Annotated in this window: 17 protein-coding genes and 1 pseudogene; 11 read left to right on the forward strand and 7 right to left on the reverse strand. The window is 63.1% G+C overall.

The window, feature by feature from the left end; genetic code table 11:
* The first annotated feature begins 177 nt into the window (after window positions 1–177).
* Window positions 178–1,740, forward strand: a complete 1,563-nt coding sequence (gene guaA, locus HYN69_RS08520; RefSeq protein ID WP_108435367.1) for a glutamine-hydrolyzing GMP synthase — start codon at window positions 178–180, stop codon at window positions 1,738–1,740.
* A 109-nt stretch (window positions 1,741–1,849) separates the two neighbouring features.
* Here guaA and HYN69_RS08525 read toward each other — a convergent pair whose 3' ends face one another.
* The gene (locus HYN69_RS08525) at window positions 1,850–2,446 is read right to left on the reverse strand and encodes a nitroreductase family protein (RefSeq protein ID WP_216824674.1); all 597 of its coding nucleotides are present in this window, start codon (window positions 2,444–2,446) and stop codon (window positions 1,850–1,852) included.
* Between the two features lie 176 nt (window positions 2,447–2,622).
* On the opposite strand from HYN69_RS08525, the gene HYN69_RS08530 reads away from it, so the two are divergent.
* From HYN69_RS08530 to HYN69_RS08570, 9 genes and pseudogenes are all read left to right on the forward strand, one after another.
* Window positions 2,623–3,618 carry an alcohol dehydrogenase catalytic domain-containing protein gene (locus HYN69_RS08530; RefSeq protein ID WP_108435369.1) on the forward strand — a complete coding sequence of 332 codons (996 nt, stop codon included), beginning with the start codon at window positions 2,623–2,625 and terminating at the stop codon, window positions 3,616–3,618.
* 42 nt (window positions 3,619–3,660) lie between these two features.
* Window positions 3,661–4,956, forward strand: coding sequence for an MFS transporter (locus HYN69_RS08535; RefSeq protein WP_108435370.1), 1,296 nt, complete (start codon window positions 3,661–3,663; stop codon window positions 4,954–4,956).
* Window positions 4,953–5,723: an SDR family NAD(P)-dependent oxidoreductase gene (locus HYN69_RS08540; RefSeq protein WP_108435371.1), complete on the forward strand. Its 771-nt coding sequence runs from the start codon at window positions 4,953–4,955 to the stop codon at window positions 5,721–5,723. Before HYN69_RS08535 ends, HYN69_RS08540 begins: the two co-directional genes overlap by 4 nt.
* Window positions 5,724–5,942: 219 nt before the next feature.
* Window positions 5,943–7,019, forward strand: a complete 1,077-nt coding sequence (locus HYN69_RS08545; protein WP_108435372.1) for an OmpP1/FadL family transporter — start codon at window positions 5,943–5,945, stop codon at window positions 7,017–7,019.
* A 115-nt stretch (window positions 7,020–7,134) separates the two neighbouring features.
* Entirely contained in the window at window positions 7,135–7,998 is an 864-nt protein-coding gene (locus HYN69_RS08550; RefSeq protein ID WP_108435373.1) for an ATPase, read from the forward strand.
* A 31-nt stretch (window positions 7,999–8,029) separates the two neighbouring features.
* Window positions 8,030–8,947, forward strand: coding sequence for a homoserine O-acetyltransferase MetA (metA, locus tag HYN69_RS08555; RefSeq protein ID WP_108435374.1), 918 nt, complete (start codon window positions 8,030–8,032; stop codon window positions 8,945–8,947).
* Window positions 8,922–9,881: an alpha/beta fold hydrolase gene (locus HYN69_RS08560; RefSeq protein WP_108435375.1), complete on the forward strand. Its 960-nt coding sequence runs from the start codon at window positions 8,922–8,924 to the stop codon at window positions 9,879–9,881. The genes metA and HYN69_RS08560 overlap by 26 nt, the downstream gene beginning before the upstream one ends.
* A gap of 48 nt (window positions 9,882–9,929) precedes the next feature.
* Window positions 9,930–10,808 carry a polyphosphate kinase 2 gene (gene ppk2, locus HYN69_RS08565; RefSeq protein ID WP_230426532.1) on the forward strand — a complete coding sequence of 293 codons (879 nt, stop codon included), beginning with the start codon at window positions 9,930–9,932 and terminating at the stop codon, window positions 10,806–10,808.
* Window position 10,809: 1 nt separating this feature from the next.
* A pseudogene (locus tag HYN69_RS08570) lies at window positions 10,810–11,420 on the forward strand (TetR/AcrR family transcriptional regulator).
* A gap of 103 nt (window positions 11,421–11,523) precedes the next feature.
* Here the strand turns inward: HYN69_RS08570 and HYN69_RS08575 are convergent.
* From HYN69_RS08575 to HYN69_RS08595, 5 genes are all read right to left on the reverse strand, one after another.
* Window positions 11,524–12,600 carry an ABC transporter ATP-binding protein gene (locus HYN69_RS08575; protein WP_108437108.1) on the reverse strand — a complete coding sequence of 359 codons (1,077 nt, stop codon included), beginning with the start codon at window positions 12,598–12,600 and terminating at the stop codon, window positions 11,524–11,526.
* A 14-nt stretch (window positions 12,601–12,614) separates the two neighbouring features.
* A complete protein-coding gene (locus tag HYN69_RS08580; RefSeq protein WP_108435376.1) occupies window positions 12,615–13,421 on the reverse strand; it encodes an ABC transporter permease in 807 nt (268 codons plus the stop codon).
* Window positions 13,418–14,290: an ABC transporter permease gene (locus HYN69_RS08585; RefSeq protein ID WP_108435377.1), complete on the reverse strand. Its 873-nt coding sequence runs from the start codon at window positions 14,288–14,290 to the stop codon at window positions 13,418–13,420. The genes HYN69_RS08580 and HYN69_RS08585 overlap by 4 nt, the downstream gene beginning before the upstream one ends.
* A 137-nt stretch (window positions 14,291–14,427) precedes the next feature.
* Complete coding sequence (locus HYN69_RS08590; RefSeq protein ID WP_108435378.1) at window positions 14,428–14,685, reverse strand: hypothetical protein; 258 nt, start codon at window positions 14,683–14,685, stop codon at window positions 14,428–14,430.
* Window positions 14,686–14,802: 117 nt separating this feature from the next.
* Window positions 14,803–16,197, reverse strand: coding sequence for an aminotransferase-like domain-containing protein (locus HYN69_RS08595; protein ID WP_108437109.1), 1,395 nt, complete (start codon window positions 16,195–16,197; stop codon window positions 14,803–14,805).
* Between the two features lie 85 nt (window positions 16,198–16,282).
* On the opposite strand from HYN69_RS08595, the gene HYN69_RS08600 reads away from it, so the two are divergent.
* Window positions 16,283–16,495, forward strand: a complete 213-nt coding sequence (locus tag HYN69_RS08600) for a DUF1127 domain-containing protein (protein WP_108435379.1) — start codon at window positions 16,283–16,285, stop codon at window positions 16,493–16,495.
* 53 nt (window positions 16,496–16,548) lie between these two features.
* Here the strand turns inward: HYN69_RS08600 and kdsA are convergent, their stop codons facing one another.
* A complete protein-coding gene (gene kdsA, locus HYN69_RS08605) occupies window positions 16,549–17,379 on the reverse strand; it encodes a 3-deoxy-8-phosphooctulonate synthase (protein WP_108435380.1) in 831 nt (276 codons plus the stop codon).
* Between the last annotated feature and the right edge of the window lie 8 nt (window positions 17,380–17,387).

Genomic DNA, 17,387 nt, shown 5'->3' on the forward strand with positions numbered 1-17,387 from the left:
CCGCCCCCGAATGCGTCGCTTGAGGCGCAAAAGCGACATCGCGGCACATCAACAGCGACCTGCCTTCCCCGTTCTCCTTGGTCCAAATATCCCGGGGGTGCGGGGGCCGGCCCCCGCCCGCTTCGCAAGCAGCTTTGCCCCCCTTGAAGATTTCGCGACTTCATCCTATGCGGGCGCATGACACAAATCGCACACGACCGCCTCCTCATCATCGACTTCGGCAGCCAGGTGACGCAGCTCATCGCCCGTCGCCTGCGCGAGTTGAACGTCTATTGCGAAATCCACCCTTTCAACAAAGTGGACGGCGCCTTCCTCGCGTCCTTCGCCCCGAAAGCGGTGATATTCTCGGGCGGCCCCGCCTCGGTCTTTGCCGATGGCGCGCCGATGCCGCCCGCCGGTGTCTTTGACATGGGCGTGCCGATCCTCGGGATATGCTACGGCCAGCAGGTCATGATGCACTGCCTCGGCGGCAAGGTCGAACGCGGCCACGGCACCGCCGAATTCGGCCGCGCCTATGTCACGCCTGCCGACAAGCGCGACCCGATGCTCGACGGCTGGTTCACCGAAGGCCGCGAACAGGTCTGGATGAGCCACGGCGACCATGTCTCTGAAATCGCACCGGGATTCGAAGTTCTGGGCACCTCTCCCAACGCGCCTTTCGCCATAACCGCCGACCGCGCACGCCACTTTTACGCCGTCCAGTTCCACCCCGAGGTGCACCACACCCCCAAAGGCGCGAAGCTATACGAAAACTTCGTGAAACTCGCAGGCTTCAAGGGCGACTGGACCATGGGCGCCTACCGCGAGGAAGCGATCCGCAAGATCCGCGAACAGGTCGGCACCGAACGCGTCATCTGCGGCCTTTCGGGCGGGGTCGATTCATCGGTCGCCGCCGTGCTGATCCACGAAGCCATCGGTGACCAGCTTACCTGCGTCTTCGTCGACCACGGCCTTCTGCGGCTGGGTGAGGCCGAACAGGTCGTCACCATGTTCCGCGACACCTACAACATCCCGCTGATCCACGCCGACGAATCCGACCTGTTCCTCGGCGCGCTCGAAGGCGTCTCGGACCCCGAGGTCAAGCGCAAGACCATCGGGCGGCTGTTCATCGAGGTGTTCGAGAAACACGCCAAATCCATCGGCGGCGCGCGCTTCCTTGCCCAAGGCACGCTCTATCCCGACGTTATCGAAAGCGTCAGCTTTTCGGGCGGGCCGTCGGTCACCATCAAATCGCACCACAATGTCGGCGGCCTGCCTGAAAAGATGGGCATGAAACTGGTCGAACCCCTGCGCGAGCTGTTCAAGGACGAAGTCCGCGCCCTTGGCCGCGAACTCGGCCTGCCCGTGCCTTTCATCGGTCGCCACCCCTTCCCCGGCCCCGGCCTCGCTATCCGCTGCCCCGGTGAAATCACGCGCGAAAAGCTCGACATCCTACGCCGCGCCGATGCGGTCTATATCGACCAGATCCGCAAACACGGGCTTTACGACGACATCTGGCAAGCCTTCGCCGCGATCCTGCCGATGAAGACGGTGGGCGTGATGGGCGACGGACGGACCTACGATTACGCACTCGCATTGCGCGCCGTCACATCGGTCGATGGCATGACGGCAGATTACTACCCCTTCACCCATGATTTCCTCGGCGAAACCGCCACGCGGATCATAAACGAGGTGCAGGGCGTCAACCGCGTCTTCTACGATTGCACCTCTAAACCGCCGGGCACCATCGAACTCGAGTAGAATTTCCGAGCGGTAAATTCTTGTCACGATCCTTTTGCGAAGGATCCGATCCAAAAGGACCGTGCTTCGCAGCACGCCCCTTTTGGTTTTTTCGAAAAAATCCAGACCCTTACGCGGTGAAGCTTCCACGCTTTGCGATCTCCGCCAAAGGCACTCGCGGGCTCGGGGCCTCGCGCGATTGCAGCATTTCGGGCAGGTTGGCCACATCGCCGCGATAGCCCACCGCGACCACCGCATGCAGCACATGATCCTCGGGCAGATGGATGGCAGCAGCGGTCTTGGCGTGATCGAACCCGCCCATCGCATGGGCAGACAGCCCGTCAAGATGCGCCTGAAGCGCCAGATGCCCCCAAGCCGTTCCGGCGTCAAAGGCGTGGAACCCGTTTGCCTGCTTCGCGCCGTCCTTGTCGACCACGGTGCGCGAAGCAACGACGATCAGCGCCCCCGCCTTCTCGGCCCAGGCCTTGTTGAATGGCACGAGGCTATCGGCAATCGCCGCAAACCCTGCTTCGCCCCGCAAAGCCCAGACAAAGCGCCACGGCTGGTTGTTCGACGCCGATGGCGCCCACCGCGCCGCTTCGAGCAGCGCCAGAACCTGTGCCTCGCTCACTGCCTTGTCGGCAAAGGCACGGGGCGACCAACGGCCCACAAACTGCGGATCGACCGGATGGTCGGCAACACGGATATTCGTCACGGGAGCATTCACGGCTTCACCTGCCTTTTGATACTGAACATTGCCGTAAACTAAACCATCCGCAGCCAGTGGACAAGATTGCCGCCACGCAGAGATGGCTCTGCAAAGATAAACAGAACTGCCGCGCCATGATCCGTCTTGACGTCAGCCCCCTCATCCCCCATCCTGCCGCCAACAGGAGAATTCCCATGCGTGCTGTCCGGCTTCTTGGTCTGAACGACCTCCACCTGTGCGATGTCCCGATTCCCGACCCCGCCCCCGGCGAGGTGCTGGTCAAGGTCGAGGCTTGCGGTATCTGCGGCACCGACCGGCATCTGCTGAAAGGCGAGTTCCCCTCGAAACCACCGCTCACACTTGGCCATGAATTTTCCGGTCACGTCGTGGCCTGCGGCACAGGCGTCAGCATCCCCCTCGGCACCCGCGTCACCTGCGACCCGAACACATGGTGCGGCAACTGCTCCGAATGCCGCCGTGGCCGCGTCAACCTCTGCGCCAACAACGTCGCAACCGGTCTTGGCCGCGATGGCGGCTTTGCCGAATACTGCGCCTTTCCCGCGCACAAGGCGCACGTCCTGCCCGCCGATCTGCACCACCTGCACGGCGCCTTTGCCGAACCGCTTGCCTGCACTATCCACGGGCTCGACATCGGCGCGCCCAAGGCTGGCGAGCGCGTCATCATCCTCGGCGGCGGCGTCATCGGCATGCTGGCCCTGCAACTCGCCGCCCTCGCAGGGGTCGAGGTGATGCTCGTCACCCGCCAAGCCGACAAACGCACCCTCGGCCATTCGCTCGGCGCCCATGCCAGCGCCGCCACCGAACAGGAAGCCCGCGATCTCTGGCCCCAAGGCGCCGACCTTGTCATCGAATGTGCCGGTGTCGTCGAAACCGTCGAAATGGCCCCGCGACTTACCCGGTCGGGCGGGCGCGTCGTCATCCTCGGCGTCCTTGCCGCAGGCCAAAAAGTGCAGATCGAACCCTTCGACCTTCTGTTCCGCGAAGTGCAGTTCCTTTCTTCCTTCATCAACCCCTTCACCCAAGACCGCGCGGCCGCGATGATCGCCGCAGGCACGATCCGGATCGCCCCGCTCATTTCGCGCACCCTGTCCTTCGATGACGCGGTTGACGCCATCCTGAAGCCGCCCCGCCGTGGCGAGATCAGGGCCCTCGTCCTGCCGAACGGTTGATTGCCCGTGGCAATCCGCACCCGCCGCCGTTAGGACAATGCGATGAACATCCGCACCAGCTTTCCCTTCCGCCACCGCGACTTTGGCCTGTTCTGGGCCGGCATCTTCCTTGTGAACATCGCCGTGCAGATCGAGGCCGTCACCATCGGCTGGCAAATCTACGGCATCGGCCGCCAGACCATGAGCATCGGCGAAAGCGCCTTTCTCGTCGGCATGGTGGGGCTGGCGCAATTCGTGCCGCTGTTCCTGCTCACCCTCTGGGCCGGATCGCTGGCCGACCGCCATTCGCGGCGCGGCATCGTCATGCTTGCCCTGCTGGTCGAGGCGATTTGCGTCATCGGCCTCGTCTTCGTGGCGCTCGAACCCACCCCGAACGTCACCCATATCTTCGCCATCGCCGCCGTCTTCGGGGCTGCCCGCGCGTTTCTTTCGCCCGCATCGTCCGCCACCGTGCCCATGCTGGTGCCGAAATCGGAAATGCCGCAGGCGATCAGCCTAAAATCCCTTGCATGGCAAACCGCCGTCATCGTCGGCCCGTGGATCGGCGGGCTGCTTTGCGCCATTTCCACCGCCACCTCTTACGGTGTGACCGCGGCACTCTACCTCGCTGGCCTCTTCATCATCCTTTTCATGCGGACAAACACCACACCCGAACGCCAGCCGGGCAGCCAGATCGAGCAGATCAAGGAAGGTCTGGTCTATACATGGCAAAACAAAATCATTTTCGGCGCGATCAGCCTTGACCTCTTCGCCGTCCTGCTTGGCGGGGCGACCGCCCTTTTGCCAGCCTTCGCCTCTGACATCCTGCAAGTCGGCCCCGAAGGCTTCGGCATCCTGCGCTCTGGCCCCGCCTTGGGCGCGGTCGTCATGGCGCTCGCCCTCTCGCGCTGGCCGCTGAAACGCAAGGCGGGCATCCGCATGTTCCTTGCCGTGGGTGCCTTCGGCCTTGCCACCATCGTCTTCGCCCTCTCGCGCAGCATGTGGCTTTCGGTCGCCGCCCTTGCCGTTCTGGGCGCTGCCGACATGATCTCGGTCTATGTCCGCCAGACCCTCGTGCAGATCGTCACCCCCGACCACATGCGCGGCCGCGTCTCGTCGGTGTCTGGCCTGTTCATCTCGGGCTCCAACGAACTGGGTGAATTCGAATCCGGTGTCGTGTCGCGCTTCATCGGGCCTGTCATGGCGGCGGTCGTGGGCGGGGTCGGCACCATCGGTGTCACGGCACTTTGGGCATGGATGTTCCCCGCCCTTCGCAAGGCCGACCGTCTGGATGGCAACGACGATCTCAGCCCCCTTCCCGCCCACCCCGCCACCTCAGCGGCGAGCACAGGCGGATGATCTTCGCCCCCTGCCTTTTCGACGGCAAGGTCGTGCTGGTCAGCGGTGCGGGCGGCGGCGTGGGCGCTGCAACCGCCCGCCTGATGCACAGGCTCGGCGCGACGCTCGCGCTGACCGACAACAACGCCAAATCGCTTTACACCACCGCAACCCCTCTCAAGGCCACCTCGATGCTGGCCGATATCTCCAGCCCCATGGCCTGCGAGGAGATCATCGCCCGCACCCTGCAAAAGCACGGCCGCCTCGACGCCTTGGTCAACGCCGCTGGCGTCTGGACCGAAGGCGAATCCGCCACCGCGACCGAGGCCGACTGGAACCGCTGCATCGATACCAACCTCAAGGGCACCTTCTTTCTCTGTGCCCGCGCCATCCCCGCGCTGACCGAATCGCGTGGCGCAATCGTCAACCTGTCGTCCGATGCGGGCATCACCGGCAATGCCGGCGCCGCGATCTATTGCGCGTCAAAGGGTGGCGTCACGCTGTTGACCAAATCCCTTGCCCGCGAACTCGCGCCGCTTGGCATCCGCGTCAACGCGCTGTGCCCTTCCGACATCAACACGCCGATGCTTGCCGCACAGGCCCGCGCGTCACGCGACCCGCAGGCCTATACCGAACGGCTTTTGTCACTTTACCCGCAAGGTGCCGCCGCCCGCTTCCTGTCGCCCGACGAAGTGGCAGCGCAGATCGCCTTCCTGCTCTCGCCCGCAGCCGCAGGCATCACCGGTTCTGCCGTGATGATGGATTTCGGCCTCACCGCCGGCTATTGACCCTTGCCCAACCCTCTGCAGGCCATCTCGACAGCCGAATGGACAGGTCGTTTGTACCTTATGAGTGGCCCAAGCGCCAGAGATTGACGCTATAGGGACACAGAGAGAGGCCTCGATATCGTGACGCCGCGTTACCGATTGACCCGATTGAAGGGGCTACACTAGCGTAAACCGCGATACTTCGCCGCAGGGGAAGCGGCGATACAAAGGGGAAAATACATGTCCAAGATCCTGATGGGCGCAGCCGCATCTTTGCTGTGCAGCACGGCGCTCGGCCACGCCGGTGGCGTCGAAAGATCGATCTTCAACCCCGGCTTCCTGTTCGAGGACGGAAACTACGTCGAACTCAGCTTCGGCAGCGTCGCACCGACCGTGTCGGGCACCTTCTTCGTCAGCTCCGGCGATATGGCAGACAGCTTCACCGTCCTCTCTGGCTCGATGAAACAGCAGGTCAGCGACAAATTCGCGCTCGGTCTCATGATCGACCAGCCCGCAGGCGCGAATGTCACCTATCCGTCCGGAACCGGCTACCCCTTCGCGGGCGCCACTGCCGAGATCACGACAACGCAAGTGACCGGCATCGGCCTGTACAGTTTTTCCGACAATTTCAGTGCCTACGCCGGTCTGCGTGCCAGCCTCGCCAAGGGTACGGTCGACAATATCCCCCTGCCCTCGCCGCCCTTCCCGGTGTCGAGCTATGACATGCAGACGCAATCGAACGTGGCTTACGGCTACCTCGTCGGGGCCGCCTACGAACGCCCCGACATCGCGCTGCGCGTTTCCTTGACCTATGTCTCGGACCTGACCCACGGCTTTACCGCAACCGATACGCTCGGGCCGGGCGCAGGGTTCGACACCACGATCCCGCAGTCCTGGAACCTCGACTTCCAGACCGGTGTTGCAGCCGGTACTCTGGTCTTCGGCTCGATCCGCTGGCGCGACTGGTCCAGCTTCAACATCGTTCCGCGTGGCCTCGTGCCGCTCTCGACCAACAACCGCGACACGGTGACTTACACGCTCGGCGTCGGGCGGAAATTCACCGACAGCCTGTCGGGCGCCGTGTCGATCGGCTACGAACCGCCCGTCGGCGGCGCTGCCGGTAACCTCGCCCCGACCGATGGCTTCAAAAGCGTGACGCTGGCTGCGATCTACACCATGCCCGCCGGTGCCAAAATCACCGTGGGCGCCACCTATGGCCAGATCGGCGATGCCTACACCAACATCGGCCCCGCCCAATCCAGCTTTACCGACAACGACTACGCCGGCGTCGGCGTGAAAGTCGGCTGGAACTTCTGACCGGCCTTGCACCCCCTGCAAAGACCCCGCCCCGCCCGGCGGGGTCTTTCGTTTTCTGCGTGAATTCCCGCCCCGCCCGCGCTATCACCCCAGCGTGTGGCGAACGGGGCGCGTGATGATCTACAAAACCGGAGCAGATTTCCTTGGCGCGGGCCAGAAACGCGTCCTCCTTTTCGGCATGTCGGGCCTTGGCAAGACGCATCTGTCGAACTTGTTGCGTGAAGCGGGCGGCTGGTTCCACTATTCCATCGATTACCGCATCGGCACCCGCTACATGGGCGAATTCATCGCCGACAATTTCAAGCGCGAGGCGATGAAGGTTCCGCTCCTGCGCGAACTTCTTATGACCGACTCGGTCTATATCGCGTCCAACATCACATTCGACAATCTCGCGCCGCTTTCCACCTATCTCGGCAAACCGGGCGATCCCGCACGCGGCGGCGTTCCCTTCGCCGAATATGCCAAGCGCCAAGCCCAGCACCGCGATGCCGAAATCTCGGCCCTGCTAGACACGCCGCGCTTCATCGACCGCGCGCATGACATCTACGGCTATTCCAATTTCGTCTGCGACTCGGGCGGGTCGATCTGCGAAGTCGTCGATGCCGCGAACCCCGCCGATCCGGTGATGAAGACGCTGTCCGACACCCTGCTCCTTGTCTGGATCAAAGGCTCCGAAGCCCACCGCGAAGAACTGAAGCGCCGCTTCGACCGCGCGCCCAAGCCGATGTATTACCAGCCCGATTTCCTGCGCGCCCTCTGGGCCGAATACACCGATGGCAAGGACGCCGCAGCCGTAGACCCCGATGCCTTCCTGCGCTTCGGCTACGCCCGCCTTCTGGAACACCGCCAGCCCCGCTATGCCGCCATGGCCAAATGGGGCCTCACCGTCACCGCCGAAGAGGTCGCAACCGTCAAGGATGCGGCGGGCTTCCACGCGCTGATCGCTACCGCACTCGATCGCCACGCCGCTGCCGCCTAAATCTGCCGCCCCGTAACCCGTAAGGTCAATCATGCCCATTACCCTGCCCGAGAGCCTGCCCGCCTATGACGTTCTGCGGAACGAGGGCGTCTCGGTCATGTCGCCCGAACGCGCCGCGCGTCAGGATATCCGCCCCTTGCGGATCGGCCTGTTGAACCTGATGCCCAAGAAGATCCAGACCGAGAACCAATTCGCCCGACTGATCGGGGCCACGCCCTTGCAGATCGACCTGCACCTGATCCGCATGACCGAACACCAGACGCGCAACACCGCCGCCGAACACATGGAAACCTTCTACCGCCCGTTTCAGGACGTGAAGGGGGAAAAGTTCGACGGCCTCATCATCACCGGCGCGCCCATCGAACACCTGCCCTTCCACGAAGTCACCTATTGGTCCGAACTTGAGCAGGTGATGGACTGGACCCAGACCAACGTCCAATCCACCTTCGGCGTCTGCTGGGGCGGAATGGCGATGATCAACCACTTCCACGGCGTCGAAAAGCACATGCTGCCCGCGAAAGCCTTCGGCTGCTTCCGCCACCGCAACCTTTGCCCCACCTCGCCCTTCCTGCGCGGCTTTTCCGATGATTTCGTCATCCCCGTGTCGCGCTGGACCGAGATGCGGCAAGCGGAAATCGACGCCCGCCCCGCCCTGACCACGCTGCTCGGGTCCGACGAGGTCGGGCCCTGCCTCGTCGAAGACCCCGCCCACCGCGCGCTCTATATCTTCAACCATTTCGAATATGACAGCGACACGCTGAAACAGGAATACGACCGCGACATTGCCAATGGCACGCCGATCAACGTGCCTGCCAATTACTATCCCGATGACAATCCCGCGATGCCGCCGCTCAATCGCTGGAGAAGCCACGCCCACCTTCTATATGGTAACTGGATAAACGAGATTTACCAGTCCACGCCCTATGAGATTGAAAAGATTGGCACGTAGCCTCGCCTTCGCCGCAGCCCTGATCGCCACCGCCTCGGCGGCGACCGTCTACCGCGCCAAGGCCCGCGAAGCGCGCTCCTTGCGCGACCACCCGCCCGAAGGGCAATTCGTCCAGGTGGGCGATGCCCGCGTGCATGTGCTCGTCAAGGGCGATGGCCCCGACCTGATCCTGATCCACGGCGCTTCGGGTTCATCGCGCGATTTCAGTTTCGACCTGATCGACCGCCTTTCCCCCCGCTACCGCGTCATCGCCTTCGACCGCCCCGGCCTTGGCCATTCCGACCCGCTGCCCGATGGCGAAGCCTCGCTCGCCGCCCAGGTCACCGTGCTCAAGGCCGCCGCCGACCAGCTTGGCGCGACCAAGCCCATCCTCGTCGGTCAAAGCTACGGCGGCACGGTTGCGCTGTCATGGGCGCTCGACCACCCCGCAGCCGCCCTCGTCACCATCTCGTCGCCCTCGCTGCCGTGGCCCGGCACGCTCGATCCGTGGTATCGGCTGAACGAACGTCCCTACGCACGGGCCATCCTGACCGAACTCGCCGCCGCCTGGGTGCCCGAGGCTTACGTGAACGCCGCCGTCACCGCCGTCTTCGCGCCCCAGCCCGTGCCCGAAGGCTACCTCGCCCATCTCGGCAACGACCTGACTCTGCGCCAGACCGCGCTTTCGGCAAACGTCCAGCAGATCAATACCCTGCGCCCGCAGGTCGTGGCCTTTGAACACCGTCTGTCCACGCTTACCCTGCCCTTCGAAATGGTGCATGGCGACGCTGACACAATCGTGCCGCTCTCGATCCACTCCGGCCCGCTGTCGCAACGCCTGCCCAACGCCCGTCTGACCGTGCTGCCCGGTGTCGGCCACATGCCGCACCACACCAACCCCGAAGCCGTCGTCGCAGCCATTGACCGCGCCGCCGCCCGTGCCGGATTGCGCTAGGCCTGCCACCTGTCCTAGGCTCCGCCGGAACGAGTAACCCGGAGGCCCATGATGTCCGATCTTCCCTTCGACGGCGCAATCACCCGCTACTTCACCAAAGACGCGCCAAAAGCGGTCCGCAAAGCCATCGAGAAAGCGGGCAAGGACGACATCATTACCCCAAGCTATCCCTACCGCGAGGAGATGAAGCGCAAGGACTACGACGCGACGATCGAGGGGCTGCAACGCCAGCTCGTCCGCATGCAGGCCGACATAAAGGCCACTGGCAAGCGCGTCATCGTCATCTTCGAAGGCCGCGATGCAGCTGGCAAGGGCGGCACCATCGACACCATGCGCGAAAACCTCAACCCCCGCGTTGCCAATGTCGTGGCGCTCTCCAAACCCTCGGACCGCGAAGCCGCAAGCTGGTATTTCCAACGCTACATCGACTGGCTGCCCGCTGCGGGCGAAATGGTGATGTTCGACCGCTCGTGGTACAACCGCGGCATCGTCGAACATGTCTTCGGCTTCTGCACCGCCGACCAACGCGCCAAGTTCTTCCGCCAACTCCCTGATTTCGAAAGGATGTTGGTCGACGAAGGCATCACCCTCGTCAAGCTTTGGCTCGAAGTCGGCCGCGCCGAGCAACTGCGCCGCTTCCTCGCCCGCGAGGGCGACCCGCTCAAGCAATGGAAGCTGTCGTCCATCGACATCGACGGTCTGGGCAAATGGGACGCATACAGTCAGGCCATCGACGAAACGATGCAGAAATCACATTTCGACCATGCGCCTTGGACCGTCATCCTGTCGGATGACAAGAAACGCGCCCGCATCGCCGCGATCCAGACGGTTCTGCTTGCGGTCGATTACAAGGGCCGCGACAAGGCGCTGATAGGCACGCCCGATCCCGCGATCTGCGGCACGCCCGACCTGCGCCCCAAGGACTGAGATGAAACGCGGCTATCACCACGGCAACCTGCGTCAGGCCCTCGTCGATGCCGCCCTCATCCTCATTGCCGAAAAAGGCCCGACCGGATTCACCCTGTCAGAAGCCGCCAAACAGGCCGAGGTGACCCCCGCCGCCGTCTACCGCCACTTCGCAGGCCGCGACGACCTGATCGCCGAAGTCGCCCGCCAAGGCTACGAAGTCTTCGCCGCCCTGATGGATTTCGCCTATGCGGGCGGGCAGCCCTCTGCGCTCGCGGCGTTCGAAGCGACAGGCCGCGCCTATCTCGCCTTTGCCCGCAAATATCCGGGCCATTACATGGCGATGTTCGAAAGCGGGCTTTCGCTCAACGCCCACCCCGACCTTGCGCTTGCCGCCCACAAGGCCCGCGCCGTCTTTGAACAGGCGGCAACCGCCCTGTCCGAACAGATGCCCCCGACCGCCGCCCCCCTGCCACCATGTTCTCGGCCCATATCCTCGCGCTGTCGCATGGCGTGGTGGAACTCTACATGCGCGGAAACGGGGCCAAATCGCCATTCCCGCCCGAAGACCTGCTCGAAAGCGGTGTCGGCATCTACCTGCGCGGTCTTGGACTATTACCGCCCGATCGTTGAGCCGGCGCGGTTTTCTGCGAAAACCGCGCATAGGAAGTTTCTGCGAAACTTCCGATCCTTCGCAGGAGGATCGCCGCCGGATTTTTCGCAGAAAAATCCGGCCCTAGCGGAACAGCACCAGCGCCCCCGCAGACCACCCCACCCGCGCCCGCGCCCCGATGTCCAGCACAGGCCGCCCAAAGACGTTACGCATCGAAATACGCACCGCAGTTTCCGTCCCGTCGATCCGCACATCGTAATAGGTCATGTCGCCGAAATAGACGACCTCTTCGATTGTGCCGGCAGTCTCGCGGTCGCTTGGCGCCGATCCGTCGAACAGGATCGTCAGCGTCTCGGGGCGGAAGCCGACCGTGGCCCCCTCGTTCGTCTTGCCACCCATAACCTGCGACGGGGCAATCGCAAACCGGCCAAATCCCGCCGCGTCGATCTCGACACTCTCGCCCGTCTCGCCCACCACCTTGGCTGGCAGGAAATTCATCGTCCCGATGAAATCTGCCACCTTGCGGCTGTTTGGCCGCCGATACAGCGTTTCCGGATCGGCAAGCTGTGCGATCTCGCCCTCGAACATCACAGCGATCCGGTCCGACATGACCAAGGCTTCTTCCTGGTCATGCGTCACGAGGATAAAGGTGATCCCCACCTGCCGTTGCAGCTTGATCAGCTCCATCTGCATCTGTTCGCGCATCTTCTTGTCAAGCGCGCTCAGCGGCTCGTCCAGCAGCAGCACCTTCGGCTTCAGGATCAGCGCCCGCGCCAGCGCAACCCGCTGCCGCTGCCCGCCCGAAAGCGCATGCGCCGCCCGCTTGCCATAGCCCTTCAGGCCGACCATCTCCAAAGCCTCGCCCACTGCCCGCGCCTTGTCGGCGGCGGAACGCGGGTCTTTGCGAAGACCGAAGCCCACGTTTTCTTCCACGCTCAGATGCGGGAAGATAGCGTAGGACTGGAACACCATATTGGTCGGCCGCTTGTTGGCAGGCACCCCCGCCATGTCGCGCCCGTCCACCAGCACAGCGCCCGACGAAATCCCCTCGAACCCCGCAATCGTCCGCAGCAGCGTTGTCTTTCCACAGCCCGATGGCCCCAGCAGCGAAAAGAACTCGCCCGGCCGGATCGTGCCGGTGATCCCGCGCAAGGCGTGGTAATCGCCGTAATACTTATGCACATCCCTGAACTCGATCATGGCGTCTTTCGTGCTCACAGGAAGCCTCCGGTATCTTTACCGCCGGCTTTCGCGATGCCACGGCGGCGGAAATATTCTGCAATCGCAAGCAGGGTGATCGACAGGCAGACAAGGATGGTGCCAAGCGCCATGATCGCCGGCACCCGCGCCGGAAACCGGAACTGGCCAAAGATATAGGTCGACAGCACCGGCTCGTTCCCGCCAAGGAAATAGGCCATGATGAACTCGTCAAGGCTGATGGTGAAACAGATCAGCGCCGACGAGATGATCCCCGGCATGACCAAGGGCAGGATGATCAGCCAGAACGTCGAAAGCGGCGTCTCGCCCTGATCCAGCGCAGCTTCTTCAAGCGACTGGTCAAGCGACTGGAATGCCGATGTCAGGATCGCCACGGCAAAGGGCGTGCAGAGCAGGACATGCCCCAGAATGATGGTAAAGATCGACAAAGGCACGCCGACAGCCAGCAGAACCACCAGCATCGACATGGCCACGATCATCTCGGGCAACACCAAGGGCAGCATGATCAACCCGATCGCCGCACCTTTGGCCGGAAACTTGAACCGCGTCGTCGCCCGCGCGGCAAACAGGCCAAGCACCGTGGAAAACACAGCAACGGATGTCGATATCACCAATGAATTCTTCGCCGCGTTCCACAGGTTCTGGTCGGCCCACATCACCGAAAACCAGTTCGTGGTAAAGCCCGACAAGGGAAAGGCGATGACCTTGCTGTCGTTGAAGGCGAACAGCGGCAGCAGGATGATCGGGGCGTAAAGGAACACCAGATAGGCAATTGTATAGCTGCGTAGCGCCGGAGCCTTCATTTCGCCCCCCGCAGGAACCGCTTGTTCAGGAACAAAAAGACCAGACTGACCACTGCCACGATCAACATCGCCGTCATGGCAATCGCCGATCCCATATGCCGGTCGTTCTGTTTCAGCATCGTCACCTCGATCATATTGGCGATCATCGGCAGCTTGCCGCCCCCGATCAGGTCAGGCGTCACATAATCGCCAACCGTCGGAATGAACACGATCAGCACCGCCGCGATCACACCTGCCATCGACAGCGGCAAGGTCACCCGCAGGAACGTCAGCCAGCGGCTTTCGCCCAGATCCTGCCCCGCTTCCAGCAGCGAGCGGTCGATCTTTTCCAGACTGACGAAGATCGGCAGAATGGCAAAGGGCGCATAGGCATGGGCCAGGGTCAGGATCATCGCCTGAACGTTGTAATTGATCGCCTGCAACGGCTCGTCGATGATCCCGATGCTCATCAGGCCCGAATTGATCACGCCGTTATAGCCAAGGATGACTTTCCACAGAAACACGCGGATCAGATAGCTGGTCCAGAATGGAATCGTGATCAAGAACAGCCAGAGCGACTTTTTGCTCGGATGCACGTGGAAGCTGACGAAATAGGCCACCGGATAGGCCAGCAGCACCGTCACCACCGTCACCGAAAGCGAAACCGTCAGCGACCGGCCCATCAGCTTTTGGTAAATCGGCTTGGTCCAGACTTCCCAGAAATTACCAAAGCTGAACCCGCCCGTCTCTTTCAACGTCAGCGCATAGAACAGCACTGCAAGCAAAGGTGCGGCAAGCAGCAGCACGGCATAGATAAAGGTCGGGCTGATCAGCATCCAGCCGCTTGCGGCCTCGGATCGGCGTTCGGCGGCCCCATTGTTTTGCGCCATCTCTACCCCTGTCGACAGCCTGCCCGGCTTTGCGCCGCGTTTGATCAAATTAGACGCATCAGAACGCAAAGCGCAAGCCGCGTCACGACCCTGCGGTCAATAACCCTGCAACCGCCACAAATTCAAGCAGTTCTGGCTCAGCCAGCGATGCGTTCGACAGCAATAGACCGCTTCTTAAGCTCGTCATAAAGCGTGGGCACGACGCGCACCGCTCCCACGGCGGCCCGCAACGCCTCGTTCAGACGCGCCTCGCTTGCCGGGCCGGATACCCGCCAGACCATGCGCCGCGCAACGCCGTCATCATAGATGATTTCGGTTGCCCCGCTGCGATTGGTCCGGATGCCAAGAAAATCCGCCCCGCCATGCGGGGCGTGAAAAAACGCCTGTTGTCCCATGTTAGGGTCTTTCTGCTCGTTATTATATGCAAAAGACTCTGCCAAACCCGCCTTTCGGTCAAGTCACAGCTACGGGATAAAGATGAACAAGCGACCAATGCGCCACATAAAATCCGATCAAACCGCCGGATCATAGGGCGGCCGCGCCAAAAGGCCCGCCAGCGTCGCCATGGCGCGGCCAAATTCGTCGGGGCTGATATTGCCGGCAAAGGCGATCCGCACCGCATGGGGCGCACGCCCGTGGCTCAGCGCGTATTCATCGGCCGACCGCACGAGCACCCCGGCCGCTTCCGCCTCGCGCACAAATGTCGACCCTCGCCACCCCTGCGGCAGGCGCAGAAAGGCAAAGCGCAGACCCGGTTGCCATGTCAGATCATAGCGCCCGAGAGCTGCTACCACCGTTTCGACCTTCACCGCCAATTCTTCTGCCACCCGCGCGCGGATCTGCGCCGCAGCCCCGCTTTCGAACAGCGCAAGGCAGATGTCCGACACCGGCTTTGCCAGCGCGAAATAGGCATGTTGCACCGTGATCCGCCCCGTCTCGCCCATGCCCGCAGGGCAGACCACATAGCCGAAACGCAAGGCCGCACTCACCGTCTTTGAAAGGCTGCCTACGTGCCACACCCGTTCCGGCGCCAGCGCGCGCAGCGTCGGCCAATCCGATTCCGACAGGCTGTAGCAATCGTCCTCGATCACCTGCAAATTGAAATGCCGCGCCAGCGCCACGATCTTCTCGCGCCGCTCGACCGACATCCGCACCCCCGTCGGGTTCTGTGCTTCGGGAGTCACGCACAGCACCTGCGCCCCGTGGCGACGACAGGCAGCCTCGAGCGCCTCGGGGATCATGCCCTCGGCATCGGTTTCCACCCCCACCACATCGGCCCGCGCCAGCCGTGCGGCATGGCGAAAACCGGGATAGGCCAACTCCTCGGTCAGCACGACCGGGCGGTCCCCGCGCAGACAGCACAGCAAGATCAGGCTGATCGCATTCTGCCCGCCCGCCGTCAGCGCAATGTCATCCGGCCCGAACGCGCCGAGCATCCGGTCCGACAGCCAGTCGCAAACCGCCGTGCGTAACGGCTGCTCGGCCCGCTGCGTGGTGTAATCCACCCAATCCGGCCCCACCTTGCCCGCCAGATCGCGCAGCACCGCCGCAATCGCCGCCTCTTGCCCCACCTCGGGCAGGCGCGGGGCGCGCAGGTCGATCCGCCCGCCATTCTCGCGCTCGATGACCAAAGGCTGCGTCGGACCGAGCCGTGGTTCGCGGGCGGCCACAAAGGTGCCCCGCCCCACTGTCGCCGCCAAAAGCCCCTCTTGCGTTGCCAGCGCATAGGCCCGGCTCACCGTGCCCGGCGTCACCCCGAGCGACCATGCCAGATCGCGCACCGTCGGAAGCTGCACCCCCTCGGCCATCGCGCCTGACCGGATCGCCTCGCGCAGCGCCCTGCTAAGGGCGAGGTATTTCGGGCCGGGATATTGTGCCAGATCCGGCTTCCAAATTGTCTCTGTCACAATGTTCCCATGGCGCTGATACAAAATTTATTGTATCTATAAACTGCGTAAACACAAGCATTGTATCAACACAAAAGGAAAGATCATGTCTCCGCGGCTCCACGCCTTGCACCTGCCCGCCAGCCTGCCGCCGCTTTCGCGGATGCTGGTGTCCGTGGCTCTGGTTCTTGCAAACTGGGAGGACCGCCGCCGCACTCGTACATCACTGGCGCGGCTCGATGATCACCTGCTTCAGGATATCGGCCTTGGCGCAGACAGCGCGGCCAGCGAATTCGCCAAACCCTTTTGGCGCGACTGATCCGGCAACGGACCCCTGACTGGACGGGCCGGGGTTTCCCCGGCCCCTTTTTTTCACACCCGCAGCGGGTTTGCCTTGGCCAGACGGTCAAAATCCATCAGGCTGGCGACCAAGCCCGCCATTTCGGCCAGCGGTATCATGTTCGGCCCGTCGCTTGGCGCGGTATCGGGCGCTTCATGCGTTTCGATGAACACGCCCGCAATGCCGATCGCCACCGCACAGCGTGCCATGACCGGCGCGAATTCGCGCTGCCCGCCCGATGAATTGCCCTGACCTCCCGGTTGCTGCACCGAATGGGTCGCATCCATGATGACCGGGTAGCCGGTTTTCGCCATGGTCGGCAAAGACCGCATGTCGGCGACCAGCGTGTTATACCCGAAACTCGCGCCCCGCTCGGTCAGCAAGATCCGTTCGTTGCCGGTCGAAGCGACCTTTTCAGCCACATTCGCCATATCCCAGGGCGCCAGAAACTGCCCCTTCTTGATATTGACCACCGCTCCCGTCTCGCCAGCCGCGATCAAAAGGTCGGTCTGGCGGCACAGGAACGCCGGGATCTGGATGATATCCACCACCCCCGCCGCAGCCCGCGCCTGCTCGGCGTCGTGAATGTCGGTCAAGACCGGCATCCCCATCGCCTTGATGGCTTCCAGAACCCGAAGCCCGGCCTCCATCCCCAGCCCGCGCCGCCCCTTCAGGCTGGTGCGGTTCGCCTTGTCGTAGCTGGCCTTGAACACATATTGCGCGCCCGCCTTGGCACAGGCCTCGGCCATTGTGCCTGCGATCATCTGGGCATGGTCCAGACTTTCCAGCTGGCAAGGCCCCGCAATCACCAGAAGCGGGCTGTCATTGCTGACCGACAGCCCACCGATCTTAACCGTCTTCATCACGTCTT

Origin of the sequence: Gemmobacter aquarius (assembly GCF_003060865.1) — a bacterium.
Taxonomy (GTDB): domain Bacteria; phylum Pseudomonadota; class Alphaproteobacteria; order Rhodobacterales; family Rhodobacteraceae; genus Paragemmobacter; species Paragemmobacter aquarius.